The sequence below is a fragment of the Hymenobacter aerilatus genome, assembly GCF_022921095.1.
Classification (GTDB): domain Bacteria; phylum Bacteroidota; class Bacteroidia; order Cytophagales; family Hymenobacteraceae; genus Hymenobacter; species Hymenobacter aerilatus.
On sequence record NZ_CP095053.1, the window covers coordinates 2,425,783 to 2,441,516 of the forward strand.

The window sequence follows — 15,734 nt, forward strand, 5'->3', positions numbered from 1 at the left end:
TAGAAACGATGTTTTTGGCCTATGACTCTCGCACCTCCCAACATCGGTATCATCTCCCAGGCCCGCATGACCAGCACGCGCCTACCCGGCAAAGTGCTGCTCCCCGTTGCGGGGCAGCCGCTGCTACACTACCATGTGCAGCGCCTGCGCCAGAGCGAGCTACCGCTGTATCTGGCCACCACCACTAATTGGGAGGATGACCGGCTGGCGGATTTTGCGGCGGCCCACAACATACCCTGCACCCGCGGCGACGAGCACGACGTGCTGGGCCGCTACCACCAGTGCGCGCAGGAGCACGGCCTCGACGTGATTGTGCGCGTCACCTCCGATTGCCCCCTCATCGACGGGCCGCTACTGGCCTCGTGCGTGCGCGAGTACGTTCGCTTGGCCAATCCCTACCTCTACCTTTCCAACGTGCTGCGCCGCACCTATCCGCGGGGGTTCGATTTCGAAATCTTTTCGCGCCAATTATTGGAGGAGGCCTACCAACGCGCCACCCTACCCAGCGACCGGGAACACGTGACGCCCTACATTCACCAGAACCGCTCGGGGCAGGTGCACTTCCGCCACTCCAGCCGCGTACCCGACCGCAGCCACTACCGCCTCACCGTGGATACGACTGAGGATTTTGAGCTGGTAAAAACGCTAATTGAACAGCACAGCGCCGACCAGCTCGACGCAGATGCATTAATTCAGCTGCTGGATGAGCACCCCGAGCTGGTGAATATAAACGCGCACGTGGAGCAGAAGAAAGTGTAATGAACTACTGCTAGACCGTCATGCTGAGCGCAGTCGAAGCATCTCACGTGCTAATGCTGGATAGTAATTCTGGGGCATTAAATTACCGGGAGTACACGAGATGCTTCGACTGCGCTCAGCATGACGTTCAACCCCAACCCAATTCACAATTTTTAATTCTTAATTTTTAATTATTTGAACCCTCGTCTGCTACTTCGTGCCGATGGCAATCCGCGCATTGGCCTGGGCCATGTGATGCGCTTACTGGCCTTAGCCGAAATCCTACGTGACCGGTTCAAGAGCGTATTTGTGATACAGGAGCCTGACGCGGCTGTGCGCGACCTGCTGCTGACCACATGCGACGAGGTAATGGAGATGCCCCCCATGCCCGCCGGCGGCGAACCGGCCTGGCTGCGCCAACATGCCCTGCGCCCCACCGATGTGCTGGTGCTTGATGGTTATGATTTCGAGCTGACTTACCAGCAGGCTGTGCGCCCGGCTGTGCACCGGCTGGTGTGCCTAGATGATCTGCACGCGTTTCCTTCCCTAGCCGACCTAGTGCTGAACCCGGCTGGAGGTGTCACCAAAGCTGATTACGAGCTGCGCCAGCCCGGCGCCCGTCTGCTGGCCGGCCCGGCCTACGCGCCGCTGCGCACTGCGTTTCGGGATGCCGCCGCCTTACCTCCCACAACGGCCGATACCGGCACGGTACTGCTTTGCCTAGGCGGCGCCGACCCTACTCACCAAACCCAGCGCGCCGCCACGCGACTGCTATTGTTACCCACCGTACGCCAGGTGCACGTGGTAGTGGGCAGCGCCTACGACCAGTGGGAAAGCCTGCAACAGTGGGCCGATGACCAACCCCGCCTGTTGCTGCACCGCAACCTGCCCGCCCCCGCACTGCGCGACCTGATGCGGCAGTGCGGCACGGCGGTTTGCTCGCCCAGCACCATCAGCTACGAGTATTGCGCAGCTGGCGGTGGCCTATTGTTTTTGCTGCCTACCGCCACTAATCAGCACGACCTCGACCGGTACCTGCGCGGCGCGGGTCTGGCCCTCCCTTACCTCAGCGTGGGCAACGTCCTCACCTCGCCCGAAGCCGAACGCATTGCCGAGCAGCTGCGCGAGGCCCAGCACCAGCACTTCGATGGTTTGGCCCCCCAACGGTTGCGACAGGAGTTTGCGGCCTTGCTGCTCCCTACCCTGCCGCTCCGCCTGCGCCCCGTAGTAGCCTCCGACTCCGACCAACTCCTGGCCTGGGCCAACGAGCCGGCCGTGCGGCAGTATTCCTTCATCCCTACCCCCATCGAGCGTGCCGACCATGAACGGTGGTTTGCCAACCGCCTCCACGACAAAGACTCGCTGCTGCTGCTGGCCGAGGACGAAACCACCCACGAGCCGGCCGGCCTGATCCGGTTTATGGTAGACGAGAGTACAGCGCTACTGAGCTATTTGCTGGCGGCAACGCACCGCGGCCGGGGGCTGGCGGCGGGGTTGCTGGTGGCCGGCGTGCGGGCCTTGCAGCAACAGTTTCCGGAGGTACGGCGGGTAGAAGGGCAGGTGCTGGCTGCCAATGTGGCCTCCGTGCGGGCGTTTGAGCGGGCGGGATTTGTACAGCAAACTGCTACGAATACTTCAGCTGAAAATTATACTTTTATCTGGCATATATCTTGAATCCAATTTATTATTTCATTTTACGCTAGCATCTAACGTGATTATTTCTACTGTACTAGATAATTCTGATCGGGCTAAACAGGCCATCATGTTACTGTGGGCTACTGCTTTTCTACTTGCTTTCTTCACGTTACTCAGCCTGCTGGTTCCGGCAGATGCGGAGGACGGCCTACTAGATGTAGTTCAAGGTATCGTGGCTCTCGTTCTACTGGGACTTTCAATTATAACAGCCGTTTATTTCATTCGCTGGTTTCGCAGAGCATATGCTAATTTAAAAAGGGCTGGGCGCCGCATACAACATGATGATGGGTGGGCTGCAGGGGCGTGGTTTGTTCCATTCCTAAATCTATTTCGCCCCTATTCTATAATGAAGGAAGTATGGGATGGCACCTTTCAGTTGGCTTACGCTCAACAACCGTCCCACCCACTACTACGCTGGTGGTGGATAATTTTTGTACTTACCAGCACTCTAGGACGAGTCGCCAGCTCCTCATCGCGTCACGCTGAAACTGCGCAACAGCTTGAGACAGCAGCTATGTATGATGCTGTTCACACCGTCTTTATCATCGTATTCATCGCACTTACGATTGCCTGCATCAAACGCATTGCGGTAGCCGAAGATCAGCTCCTGCTGCGCCAGCACGTAGACGCCATCGGCGGGCCGGCGCCTGAACCAACGAGCTACTACCCCGACGAGGAAACGCTGGCTTACTAACGCCCGTGGTGCGGCCGATTCGGGCGGGCTTCGTTACTTTGTAGTATGCCTACCATCACCCTCGGTGGCCGCGCCATCGGCCCCGACCACCCGCCGTTTATCATTGCCGAACTCAGCGGCAACCACAACCAGAGCCTGGAGCGCGGCCTGGCTATTGTAGACGCCGTGGCCGCGGCCGGCGCGCACGCCATCAAGCTGCAAACCTATACCGCCGATACCATGACGCTACCCGGCGCCTACCGCATCGACGACCCCAACTCCCTGTGGTACGGCCGCGAACTGCATGAGCTGTACCAGGAGGCATACACGCCCTGGGACTGGCACCAGCCGCTATTTGAGCGCGCTAAACAGCACGGCATGCTGGCGTTCAGCTCGCCGTTTGACGAGTCAGCCGTAGATTTTCTGGAAACGCTCGATGTGCCGGCCTACAAAATTGCTTCCTTCGAGAATATCGACTGGCCCTTACTGCGCCGCGTGGCGGCCACCGGCAAGCCCGTGATTATGAGCACCGGCGCCAGCACCCTGGCCGAAGTAGCCGAAGCCGAGCAGGTGCTCCGCGCCGCCGGCTGCCGGGAGCTAGTACTGCTGAAGTGCACCAGCACCTATCCCGCCACGCCCCTCAACACCAATCTGCGCACCATCCCGCACCTGGCGCAGCTGTTCCCGGCCTCGCCCATCGGCCTTTCTGACCATACGGCCGGGGTAGGCGCGGCCGTGGCGGCTGTAGCGCTAGGTGCCTGCGTAGTAGAAAAGCACGTGACCCTGCGCCGCGCCGATGGCGGGGTAGACTCCGCCTTTTCGCTGGAGCCGGAAGAGGTAGCCACGCTGGTGACGGAAACCGAGCGGGCCTGGCAGGCGCTGGGGCAAATACAATACGGCGTGCAACGCGCCGAGGAAAAATCACGCCTCTACAAACGCTCCCTCTACGTAGCCCAGGACATTGCCGCTGGCGAGGTCTTCACCCCCGATAACCTGCGCGTGGTGCGCCCCGGCCTAGGCCTACCCCCCCGTTACTACGACCAACTTTTGGGCAAGCCCGCCCGGCAAAACTTAGCCGCCGGCACCGCCCTCACGTGGGAGATGCTGTAAGGCCATCCTTTCGACAGCAGATAGAAATCTCGCGTGTTTATTGCCTGTCATGCTGAGCGCAGCCGAAGCATCTCGCCCGTGAGTAATCCCTACCGATTGGGGGTACCGCTGCACGCGAGATGCTTCGACAAGCTCAGCATGACGGTCTTATTTTGTGTTTCAGTCTACTTCTGATGCCCTCCCCTACCCTTCGCCTGCGCGACATCCTGCAACTGCGATTTTCGCCGCTGTTTGCCGGCTTGCCAGCGCGCACGTTAGAAGGTATTTCGCCGCATAGTCCGTGGAAGCGGCTGGCGAAAGTGGCTGGCTACGCGGCTGTGCGGCTGGTAGGCAACGTGTTCCGACCCATTCGCAACGCGGAAGATTTACATGGCAAGGTGTGGCTGTATGTGGTAAGTCAGAACAACTACGAAGCCCTGCATTTTTTGCGTGAATCTTTATCTGACACAGTGCTCGTGGCCGGGCAAAGCAAGCAGATTGGCCGCTACAACCAACAGGTAAACCGGCTTTCGTTGCGGCGAAAGCTGCTCTACTACGGGCAGTTCCCAGTGGCGCTGCTTGGCTTATGGAAAACGGAAGGCCGGCTGGCGTGGCGGTTTTTCGACTTGGTTTTCAATGCTATTGGCTATTACGAGGTGTACCGCCGGGCGCTACGTCACTACCGCCCCCGCGCCGTAATATTTGCCAACGACCACAACGACGACGCCCGCGCTCTGCTGCTGGCCTGCCGCGCCGAGGGCGTCCCCACGGCCTACGTGCAGCACGCCAGCGTGAGCACCAGCTTTCCACCCCTCGGCTTTGATTTGAGCCTCCTTGAAGGTCAGGACGCGCTGGACAAATACCGCCAGTGCGGCCCCGTGTGGGGCCGAGTAGACCTGGTGGGCATGCCAAAAGCCGATGCGTTTCTTGCTCAAAAAAATCAGCAGCCTACCGTGCAATGCGTGGGCATCGCCATCAACCTGCTCGACGAAACGCCTGCCGTATTTGAGGCGGTAACGTATTTGCTGCGCGAGTTTCCTGCCCTTCGCTTCACCTTTCGCCCCCACCCCGGCGACCAGCGCGACTTCACTTCGTTGCGGCAGCAACACCCTACCCTGCGCGTTTCAGATGCCCGCCAGGAAAGCGTTTTCGAGTTTTTGCAGCAGCAAGATGCCCTGGTAGCCGCCGACACCTCTACCCACTTGGAGGCTATCCTGCTCAACGTAGCCAGTATCTACTACCGCTTCGGTACCCACGCCGGCACCGACGATTACTATGGCTACGTAGCGCACGGCCTAGTGCCCCGTGCCCATTCGTTGCCCGAGCTGGGGGCGTTGCTGCGTACCTATCAGCAACACAAGCCGCTAGACTTATACCAACGTGCGGCCTACTACAACGCTACCCTCGGCACCCCCGACGAAGGCCACAGTCAGCAACGCGCCGTGCGCTTGTTGCGGGAGTGGTTGGGTGATTATCCTTCCGCGCTGCGCTCGGAAGGATAATCACCTAGCTGCCCAGTAGCACAGCCCCGCTACCAGTGCGCCCACCAGTGTGTTGAGGAAATTGACCGCGTTGTTGCTCAGGCGCTGCTGCCGCTCCAGAGTAGCACCCAGTACCGAATCGGTGAGGTTGCCGATGGTGCCGGCCAGCACCAGCCAGCCAAACTCCTTTCCCCAACCGAAGCTCAGGCTGTATAACCCCGCGATGAGGGCGCTACCCGCTACCCCGCACAAGGTCCCTTCCAGGCTCACTACGCCATTCAGGCCGCGGGTATCGGGCCGGAGTGTGAGAATGTTGTAGTAGCGCCGGCCGTAGACGTTGCCCAGCTCCGAGGCCAGGGTATCGGCGGTGGCGGCGGCGAAGCTCCCGGCCAGCAGCAGTTGCAATGTGGTGGCCTGGGTAGGAAACAGCCAAGTGCCCACCCCAGCCAGGGCGGCCACGCCGGCATTGGCCACCACCTGGCCAGCTGTGCGCCGGCCTTTGTTTTCCTCTGCTACTCCCAACCGGCGCTTTTCCGCCAGCTGCCAGCCCGAAGCCGCAGAGCCCAGCACAAAAAATGCCGCCAGCATGCTCAACCCGCCGAATCCGCCGCCCAGGTAGATGAGGGCACCCAGCAATCCGCCCACAAGGGCAGCGGCGGGCGTCAGCTTGCCGGCCCGCACACTGTAGAGCATCCCGGCGCCAAGCAGAAACAAAACGATACCAAGTCGTAGGAGCATGCTGACTGGGGTAAGAAATATGCGTGGGCGGCGCCACGGCTTTGAAAAGCAGCAATATTAGCCACTAGATCCAAATCTCCCTAGGTGCTTACACGCCGTACCACTCCGCCCATTGCTTAATGAGAGCTACGCGCTCTTGAATGTACCGGGGCGTGAAGAAGAAATTAGACCAATCATCGAAATTCTCGGCGGCGAAACCCAGGTAGAAAATCCAGAACATGACGCCGAGGTAGGGAATGGCCGCCAGCTCCGCTTCGGAAAGTGGGCGTACCTCGCGGTAGCTGGCCACAAAGACCGCAAACGCCCGCTCCGCTTCGGCCGGTGGCACCCCTTTGTAGTATCGGTCCAGAAAGAAGTGCACGAAGAAGGTCATCACGTCATTCACCAGGTAGCCCTGTCCGGCGAAGTCGAAGTCGAAAAACGTGAGAGAATCCTGAGCGTCGAAGTGAAAGTTTTTGGGCAGGAAATCGTACTGGCAATAGCCGTAGCTGAAGGCGTGGAGGTCGAATTCGGCGAGTTTACTTTCCGCAGTGGCTGCCAGTTCGCGAAGGTAGGCCAGGCCTTCGGGGTAGGCTTTGAATGACGGTTCCAGCACCTGCAAGGGTCTGGTGAGCGTAGTAGCTACGTTGTAAACGGAGCGTGGGTAGGGCAGTTGCAGACCAGCTGTACAATTGTGCACACGTGCCATTTCGCGGCCCACCATACGCAGCTGCGCGTCGCTCAGGGTATATACGTTGCTCCCTTCGGCATAGGCAAACAGCACGCCGTGGCGGGCACCCTCGGCCGCCGCGAAGTGCTGCACGTATTCGCCCGCCGCATCGGCCAGCGGTGCGGCTACGCGGGCGCCGTTGTCGCGTAACTGCGTCAGCAAGGCCACTTCGCCCCGAATCTCGTCCAGGGAGCGGTGCGCCTCGCGGTATATCTTCAGGATGTACTTCGCGGCGGCGCCCTCTAGCACGTACGTGTCGCTAACGCCGCGTAGCAGGTACCGGCACGTCAGGCCCGTGAAACCATATGCCTGCTCAATGTATGGACGTAAGGCTGCGGCAGACAGGGTAGAATACTGAGTAGGGAAAAGGCTCATAAGCGGTAGTTTGCAGAAAATACAGCCGCAAAAATGCAGTATCCGACCAATCAATAGTCGGCACGCAGTAAAAAAAGCAGCCCTACCCCTCCTACTTGCGTCGGTGATGCGTAGTTTGCTTTCTTAGCTGCGCTCCTATGACATCACACCTACTTTCTCGCTTGGGCCTGACTGCGGCCGCTTTCCTGCTTCCTACCCTACCCCTGTTAGCCCAAACTCCACAGCCGCAGTCGGCTTACGCTGAGCCGGCCGTATCACCGGACCACCAGGAGCTGGCCTTCGTGTCGGGTGGCGACATCTGGACGGTGCCGGTAGCCGGTGGCGAGGCTCGTCTGCTGGTGGCCCACCCGGCCACCGAGGGGCGGCCGCTCTACTCGCCAGATGGCACCCAACTGGCTTTCACCTCCACCCGCACCGGCAACGGCGACGTGTACGTGCTCACGCTCGCCACCGGCGCCCTGCGCCGCCTGACGTTCGACGACGCCCCGGAGCAGTTGGATGCGTGGTCGGCCGATGGCAAGTGGCTCTACTTCTCCTCCACCAGCCACGACATTGCCTCCATGAACGACATTTACCGGGTGCGCCTCACCGGCGGCACGCCTATGCCGGTAAGTGCCGACCACTACGCCAACGAGTTCTTTGCGGCTCCCTCGCCCGACGGTACTACCCTGGCCTTCGCAGCCCGCGGCATTGCCGATCGCCAATGGTGGCGGCACGGCCACAGCCACTTAGACGAGGCCGAAATCTGGCTACGACGTGAGCAAAATGGCACGCCTACTTACACGGCCCTCACGCAGGGCGGTGCCAAGGACCTGTGGCCTATGTGGGCAGCCGGCGGGCAGCAGCTGTTTTTCGTATCGGACCGCAACGGGGCCGAAAACATTTGGCGGATGGACGCCAACGGCAGCAATCCTACCCCCTCACCAGCTTCAAGGAAGGAAGGGTGCTGTGGCCGACTATTTCTGTTGATGGTCAACTGATTGTATTTGAGCGCGACTTCAAAATTTGGTCGATGGACACCCGTAACGGGCAGGTGCGCGAGGTGAACATCCGGCGACGGGGCGCACCGGCGGGCAACGTGGTGGAGCGCCAGCGCTTCACGGACCGCTTGCAGGAGCTGGCCCTCTCGCCTGATGGCAAGAAGGTAGCGTTTATCATTCATGGTGAAGTATTTGCCGCATCAGCGGCCGAGGGTGGCGAGGCGGTCCGCATCACCACCACACCCGGAGCCGAGTCGGATGTGTCGTGGTTGCCCGATAGCCGCGGGCTGGTGTACGTGGGCGAGCGAAACGGTACGGCCCACGTGTATCGCTACGACATCGGCACCGGCCAGGAAACCGCCCTCACCAGCGCCCCCGCCAACGATGCCGCCCCGCGCCTCTCACCCGATGGCCGCCAGCTAGCCTATGAGCACGACGCCAAGGAATTGCGCGTACTCGACCTCACCACCAAAAAGGAAAAGGTAATAGCCTCCGCCAGCTTCGACCGGCCGCCCCTGCATGCCGACCGATCCTTCACCTGGTCGCCTGATGGCAAGTGGCTGGCCTTCATGCCGAACCGGGGTAGGCGCTTCACCAACGTATCGGTAGTGCCGGCAGCGGGCGGCGAGGCCCGGCCGGTGAGCTTTGTGGCGAATGCCAACAGCACGGCTGTGTCGTGGAGTCCCGATGGTAAGTATATCCTGTTCGACACGGGTCAGCGCACTGAGGATGCACAGATTGCCCGCATCGATTTGCAACTGCGCACCCCGCGCTTCCGCGAGGACCAGTTCCGCGACTTGTTCCGTGACCCGGCGCCGTCCGTCCCTACCCCCACCGACAAAAACACGGCCCCTACCCTGAAGCCAGCTGCTCCCGCTGGCCCTGACAGAGCCGCTACGGCTGCTCTGCTCGACTCGACCGGCACCAAGGGCAAAGCCAAAACCAGCCCGCTGAAAGGCCCTGTCAGCATCAATTTCACGGATATTCGGCGGCGCTTAAGCTTGCTACCTATTGGCCTGAACGTAGGCGCCCACCGCATCAGCCCCGACGGCAAGTGGCTAGTGGTCACGGGCTACGCGGCTAATCAGTCGAACCTCTACCTATACTCGCTGGATGAGCTGGGCAAGGAAGGCAGCGTGGCCCGGCAGCTGACCTCTACCACCGGCAGCAAGCGTGAGGCGCAGTTTTCGCCCGACAGCAAGAAGATCTACTACCTCGACCAAGGCAAAATTCAGGTAGTGCCTGTGGAAGCCGGCGGCAAGGCGCAGCCCCTGGCCGTGTCGGCCGAAATGGAAGTGGATTTCGATCAGGAAAAGCTGGCCGTGTTCGATCAGGCGTGGAGCTACCTGCACGACCACTTTGCTGATGCCAAGTTCAACGGGGTGGACTGGACCGCCGAGCGCGCCCGCTACGCCCCGCTCATTGCCGGCGCCGAAACGCCCGATGAGGCCCGCCGCCTCACCAACCTGATGATTGGCGAGCTGAATGCCTCCCACCTGGGCCTGAACCCCGGCGGCTCGGGTAGCAGCGGCATTGCGCCCGCCACCGGCCGGCTGGGCCTGCACTTCGATGCAGCAGAGTATGAGCAGCACGGCCGCTTGCGTGTGACGGAAGTCCTACCCCTCAGCGCGGGTGCCTTGGCCGGCATTCGCCCCGGCGAGATACTGGAAGCCGTTGACGGTGTGCCGATTACTGCCACCACTAATCTGGAAGACCTGCTGCAATACAAGGTAAACCGCCGCGTGACATTGCGCTTGGCGGGTGCGGCTACCCCTACCCTCACTACCTCGGGTAAGCGCGGCAAGAAGCAAAAGGCTACCGTTGCGCCAGCCCGCGCGGCTACCCGCGAAGTGGTGGTGCGCCCACTCAGCCGCGACACCGAGAAGGGCCTCGCTTACCGGCAGTGGGTGGAGGAGCGCCGCGCCTACGTGGACAAAGTCAGCGGCGGGCGGCTGGGCTACGTGCACATGTACGATATGTCGGCCAACTCCCTGGCACAACTCTACCTTGACCTGGACACCGAAAACCTGGGCCGCGACGGCGTGGTGGTGGACGTGCGCAACAACAACGGCGGCTTCGTGAACGTGTATGCCATAGACGTTCTGACGCGCCGCAGCTACCTCACCATGACGCGCCGCGACCAGGATGGCCCCATGCCGGCCCGCGCCTCCCTGGGTCAGCGCACCGTGGAGCAGCCTACCATTCTGGTCACCAACCAGCACTCCTTATCTGATGCTGAAGACTTTAGCGAGGGCTACCGTGCCCTAAAGTTGGGCAAAGTGGTAGGTGAGCCGACCGGCGGCTGGATCATCTTCACCTACAACGTGTCGTTGCTCGACGGCTCCAGCCTGCGCCTACCCAACACCACCATCCGCGCCGCCCGCGACGGCCAAATTATGGAGATGAACCCGCGCCCCGTAGACGTAGCCGTGAAGCGTCCCATCGGCGAGAGCTACACCGGCCGCGATGTGCAGCTGGATACAGCCGTAAAAGAGCTGCTGGAGCAGTTAGGTAGTAAGACGGGTAGCACGGGCGGGCAGTGAGATTGTGTTAAAAGCGTTTGTCATCCTGAGCTTGCGAAGGACCTTATGCCCGCAGAACGAGTCGTTAAAACGTTTGTCGTTCTGCCATGAGAAGGTCCTTCGCAAGCTCAAGATGACAGGCGTACTTGAGGTGAAAGATTGGTTTCTAATACATTTACCTGATGCCTACTGCGCCCACCTGGCCACTTTCTTACGCAGTTCCTACCTCTGATGAGGCGCGCATCGCCTATGTACTGCGGCACCTGCGCATGGCTTACCCTACGCTGCCAGATATTCGGATTGGCTACGCAGGCACTCATCCGCAACTTGTAGTACAAGAGGCGTCTAATGGCTTCTTCGAGCAGCAACAACCCTACCCTATCGCGCCCAACTACCGCAAGTGGTTGGGTCGGCAGATTCCTTTTTTCTTCGACCCACATCCCGAAAAGCCATTACTCGAGCTACTGCCCGATGGCCGCGCCGTTATTCACGCGGATATTATTTCGGCGGCCTTCTATCTGCTCAGCGGCTGGCAGGAATACTACTCTGAGGAGCGTGACCTGCACGGCCGCTTTCCCTACGCAGCCAGCGTGCAGAAGCAGTACGACTTCGTGACAATACCTGTGGTCAATTACTACTTCGACGTGCTGAAAATAGCTGTAGAGCATGTCACGGGCCATTCCGTTCCTCCGCGCCGTTGGAGTGGTGCCCCCTTCGCTGCCTGCATCACCCACGATGTCGACAACCTGTATAGCGCCTGGAAAGCGCCTGCCAAAGCCGCTTTGCAGCGCCGCGATTGGTTGGGTTTCGGGCGGCAGCTGTGGCGGCACTTTACCCAGAAAGACGCCTGGAATAACCTGGAAGAAGTGCAGCAAGCCGTGGCATCGTATGGAGCCAAAAGCACATTTTTCTTCCTCACCGAACACCGTAAAGCTCCCGACGGCACTCCCAACGCCGACTATCGTCTACCTCGCATCTGGCCACGACTAGCTGCCCGGCTGCACAATGCAGAAATTGGACTGCATGCCAGCCTCGGCACTGCTACCCACGCCGGCCGGTTGAGCCTCGACTGGCAGCAATTACCACCGCGGACAGGCGCCATTCGCTTTCATTATCTAAGCTGGGAACCTCGTATCACCCCTACGTTTCTCAGCACATACAATTTCGATTATGATTCGACGCTGGGTTTCGCCGAGCATTTTGGTTTTCGTAATTCGTATTGCCTACCCTTCTACCCTTTTAATTTTACCGCCGATTCTTTCGAGCATGACCCACCGCAAATCAAACTTTTTTCGGTGGGTTCGCAACCTCATGATTATACGACACTAAACTCTAAAAATTCCATTCAAACATCTCGCTTCCTCGAAATTCCGCTCAACGTGATGGACACCACGCTCCACCACCCGCGCTACCTCCAGCTGGCCCCCGACGAGGTCCTACCTGCACTGCTCCCGATGCTTCTGGAAATCGAGATGTTTGGTGGTGTATGCACGGTGCTGTGGCACAACCAGAACTTCGACCCAGCCAACACCTACAACGGCCCGCGCCAGTTCCACGACCTGATGCGCTACCTTCGCAGCCGGAATGCCGCGTTTCTAACGGGTACAGAGGTGAGTAGTGAAATGAAGAAATAGTGCGTTTGATGTTTTGCCGATGCTAGCAAAACAATCAACCTAACTACTACTATCAGCATCATCCGAACGCCGAAGTCACCATTTCACCATTTCACCATTTCACCGCTTTGGGTATCGTTCGGCGGCAGGGGCTGCGTAATACTATCATTTCCTACTTCGGGCTGGGGCTGGGGTTCGTGAACACTACGTTTCTGCTGCCACGGTTTCTGGAGCCGGGGCAGCTGGGCCTCACGCAGGTGCTGGTGAGCATTGCTACCATCTACGCGCAGCTCTCGGCCTTTGGGTTTGCCAGCGCGGGCATCCGATTCTTCCCCTACTTCCGCGACGCCGAGCGGCGTCACCACGGCTTTTTGCCGCTCTTGCTGGGGGTGCCATTGCTGGGTTTTGGGTTGATGACGGCGTTATTCTTTCTGGGCAAGCCGCTGCTACTCAGCCTTTATACCGAACAAGCTGCCATAGCTGCCTATTACCCCTGGATAGCCGTACTGGCCCTGTTCACGCTGCTTTATTCCTTGCAGGATGCCTACCTGAAGGGGTTGTATCACACGGCCTTCTCGTCGTTTTTGCAGGAAGTGCTGCTACGCGTGTTGATTGCGGGCGTAGCGTTGTTGTTTGGGATGGGCTACCTCACCTTTCCACAGTTCGTGCTGGCCTACCTGGGTGTGAATAGTGGCCTTACCCTACTGCTAGCGGCCTACCTAGCCTACATCGGAGAGCTGCATTTGCGCCCCACGCGGGCAGTGCTACGGGTGCGGCCCGTGCGCGAGTTGCTGAGCTTTGGGGCATTTGCCCTGCTGTCCAACATTTCCGGCACCGTTATTACTACCATTGATGCGTTGATGCTGGGCTCCAAGGAAAGCCTGGCGGCGGCGGGTATCTACGCCATTGCCAGCAACATCAGCATTGCGCTGGTTATTCCCTCGCGGGCGCTCAACAAGATTGCCTTTCCCTTGCTGGCTGACTATTGGAAAGACCAGGACCTGCCCCGCATGGCCGATTTCTACCGCCGCACCACGCGCTTGCTCACGGTGCTGGGCTGCTGGCTGGCACTGGGCATCGGCCTGAACCTGGATTTTATCTACCATCTGATTCACCGGCCAGCCTACGCGGCGGGCACGGTAGCGGTGCTGCTGCTGCTGGCAGGCCGCTTATTCGACAGCATTACGGGCCTGAATGGCTTAATTGTCGTCACCTCCCCACGCTACCGCTACGATTTGATTTTCAACGCGTCGCTGGCTCTTGCCACGGTCGGCTTGAATCTGCTGTTGATTCCGCGGTTTGGTCTGACGGGTGCGGCGCTGGCGGCGCTGCTGGCGCTGGCGAGCATCAACCTGGCCCGCACGTGGTTTGTGTGGCACAGCTACCAGATGCACCCCTTTACGTGGCGCATTGCGGGCGTGCTGCTGGCGGCCGCCGTGGCTGGCACAGCTGCCTGGCTGGTGCCGTTTGTGCACTCCTACCTTGTGTCCATGCTGCTGCGTTCTGCGGTGCTTACGGGGCTCTATGGGGGGTTGCTCCTAACGTTTGGGCTGGTGCCGGAGGCTCAACCATGGCTGCGCAAGCTACGCGGCCGCTAAGTGGGCAGTGTGGCTTTGCAGCCCTCGTCGCTTCCAGTCTCCCAGTAGTATTCGGCTCTAGAATTACTCGCTCTCAGGCTTGAAATGATGTTCTTCTGTCCCGTTCGTTTCTTATTCGGATGGGCACTTACTACCTTCGCCCTACCCTTTCACCTCATCAGCTGCTCATGTCTGCTACCACGCCTACCCCGCAAGAACTAGAGAAACAAGCCGCCGCCACCGCTGCGTTGCGCTGGGTGCGCGACGGCATGCTGGTAGGCCTAGGTACGGGTAGCACGGCGGCGCCGTTCATTCGGGCATTAGGTGAGGCAGTACGCACCGGACACCTGCGCGTGCAGGCCACAGCTACTTCCGAAGCTAGCGACGCGCTGGCCCGCGAGGTAGGCATCCCCATGGTACCTCCTCAGCGCGGCATGCGCTTTGATCTGACTGTAGATGGTGCCGATGAGCTGGACTCGCATTTGCGCCTCATTAAAGGCGGCGGCGGGGCGCTGCTACGCGAAAAAGTGCTGGCTACGGCCTCCAACTATCTTCTGATTGTGGCCGATTCGTCGAAGGCGGTGCCGCAGTTGGGCAAGTTTCCGCTGCCCCTGGAGGTGGTACCGTTTGCCCTACCCTGGGTGATGGATGCGGTGGCCGAGCTGGGCGCCAACCCCGTAGTACGCGTCAGCAAGACGGATGCCGCGCAGCAGGTGCTTTCCGATCAGGGCAACTTACTGGTTGACTGCCATTTCGGGCAGATTAACGATCCGGCACAACTTGCCACGCAATTGAAAACTATTCCGGGACTGGTAGAGCACGGGTTGTTTTTGGGTCTGGCCAACGCTGCGCTGGTAGCCCACGGCGAGCAGGTACAGGTGTTGCAAGCCGGCATGGCCCCCATGCCGGTAGCGGCGTATACCGACTTTCCGCGTTAGAAAATAAGTCCGCCGAAGCGGGCTGCCTTGTACCCTCACACGCCACCGACCGCAAGGCCGGGCGGCTTTGTTATGGCAAGCTGCTTGTTGCTTTGCAGCGGTATGTATAGCAGTTGTAGAGCACCCTCCGGCTAACTGCACATCTTTCTCGAGAGCTCCGGATAGGAACGTTGCGCAGCGAGCATTTTGGGAAATCGAAATTTCACCTCGCGCAGCCAGGCATACGCCGACTCTACATCGTCGAACATTACCACCACTGGCCCATCTATCTGATACAGCGCAATATTAATCCAGGACTGCGTATCGATGGTAGGCGGGTACGTCCAGGCCAGGTATTCGATGGGTGACAGCTTCATACGTGGCAAGCACTCCGTTGCCAACCACGATGCCACCTCCGGCGACAAACCAGTGACGCTGGTATTGTCGTTGAGCACGCGTGCGTAGCTTTTCTGGCGGAAACACTGCGCTACGGCTGCGCAACTCTCCTGCACCAAACAGAGGGTCAGGTTGCCTTGCCAATCCAGGTATAGCCAGTCATTCTTAGCATCATGAAAAACAGATAAGACTGGTGTAGTAGCGAGTAGCTGTAGATGCATAGAGTGACGT

Annotated in this window: 13 protein-coding genes; 10 read left to right on the plus strand and 3 right to left on the minus strand. The window is 59.8% G+C overall.

Annotated features, from left to right (window positions below; translation table 11 throughout):
• Window positions 1-21: 21 nt before the first annotated feature.
• The 5 genes from MUN82_RS10385 to MUN82_RS10405 all read left to right on the plus strand — a co-directional run bounded on the left by MUN82_RS10385 (window position 22) and on the right by MUN82_RS10405 (window position 5,697).
• Complete coding sequence (locus MUN82_RS10385; protein ID WP_245097278.1) at window positions 22-759, plus strand: cytidylyltransferase domain-containing protein; 738 nt, start codon at window positions 22-24, stop codon at window positions 757-759.
• A 174-nt stretch (window positions 760-933) separates the two neighbouring features.
• A complete protein-coding gene (pseG, locus tag MUN82_RS10390) occupies window positions 934-2,412 on the plus strand; it encodes a UDP-2,4-diacetamido-2,4,6-trideoxy-beta-L-altropyranose hydrolase (protein WP_245097279.1) in 1,479 nt (492 codons plus the stop codon).
• 88 nt (window positions 2,413-2,500) lie between these two features.
• Window positions 2,501-3,127 (plus strand): DUF4328 domain-containing protein, encoded by a 627-nt coding sequence (locus MUN82_RS10395; protein WP_245097556.1) that lies wholly within the window; start codon window positions 2,501-2,503, stop codon window positions 3,125-3,127.
• 45 nt (window positions 3,128-3,172) lie between these two features.
• Window positions 3,173-4,216, plus strand: a complete 1,044-nt coding sequence (pseI, locus tag MUN82_RS10400; protein ID WP_245097282.1) for a pseudaminic acid synthase — start codon at window positions 3,173-3,175, stop codon at window positions 4,214-4,216.
• A gap of 173 nt (window positions 4,217-4,389) precedes the next feature.
• Entirely contained in the window at window positions 4,390-5,697 is a 1,308-nt protein-coding gene (locus MUN82_RS10405; protein WP_245097283.1) for a glycosyltransferase family protein, read from the plus strand.
• Here the strand turns inward: MUN82_RS10405 and MUN82_RS10410 are convergent, their stop codons facing one another.
• Complete coding sequence (locus MUN82_RS10410; protein ID WP_245097285.1) at window positions 5,698-6,414, minus strand: DUF92 domain-containing protein; 717 nt, start codon at window positions 6,412-6,414, stop codon at window positions 5,698-5,700.
• 88 nt (window positions 6,415-6,502) lie between these two features.
• Window positions 6,503-7,498, minus strand: coding sequence for a phosphotransferase enzyme family protein (locus MUN82_RS10415; RefSeq protein WP_245097286.1), 996 nt, complete (start codon window positions 7,496-7,498; stop codon window positions 6,503-6,505).
• Between the two features lie 137 nt (window positions 7,499-7,635).
• Between MUN82_RS10415 and MUN82_RS10420 the strand changes: the two genes are divergently transcribed.
• From MUN82_RS10420 to rpiA, 5 genes are all read left to right on the plus strand, one after another.
• The gene (locus MUN82_RS10420) at window positions 7,636-8,478 is read left to right on the plus strand and encodes a TolB-like translocation protein (RefSeq protein ID WP_245097288.1); all 843 of its coding nucleotides are present in this window, start codon (window positions 7,636-7,638) and stop codon (window positions 8,476-8,478) included.
• On the plus strand, window positions 8,382-11,021 hold the full coding sequence (locus MUN82_RS10425) for an LpqB family beta-propeller domain-containing protein (RefSeq protein WP_245097290.1): 2,640 nt from the start codon (window positions 8,382-8,384) through the stop codon (window positions 11,019-11,021). The genes MUN82_RS10420 and MUN82_RS10425 overlap by 97 nt, the downstream gene beginning before the upstream one ends.
• A gap of 161 nt (window positions 11,022-11,182) precedes the next feature.
• A complete protein-coding gene (locus MUN82_RS10430; protein WP_245097292.1) occupies window positions 11,183-12,634 on the plus strand; it encodes a DUF7033 domain-containing protein in 1,452 nt (483 codons plus the stop codon).
• A 107-nt stretch (window positions 12,635-12,741) separates the two neighbouring features.
• Entirely contained in the window at window positions 12,742-14,211 is a 1,470-nt protein-coding gene (locus tag MUN82_RS10435) for a lipopolysaccharide biosynthesis protein (RefSeq protein WP_245097294.1), read from the plus strand.
• Between the two features lie 167 nt (window positions 14,212-14,378).
• Entirely contained in the window at window positions 14,379-15,128 is a 750-nt protein-coding gene (rpiA, locus tag MUN82_RS10440; protein WP_245097295.1) for a ribose-5-phosphate isomerase RpiA, read from the plus strand.
• A gap of 131 nt (window positions 15,129-15,259) precedes the next feature.
• Here the strand turns inward: rpiA and MUN82_RS10445 are convergent, their stop codons facing one another.
• On the minus strand, window positions 15,260-15,724 hold the full coding sequence (locus MUN82_RS10445; RefSeq protein ID WP_245097296.1) for a hypothetical protein: 465 nt from the start codon (window positions 15,722-15,724) through the stop codon (window positions 15,260-15,262).
• Between the last annotated feature and the right edge of the window lie 10 nt (window positions 15,725-15,734).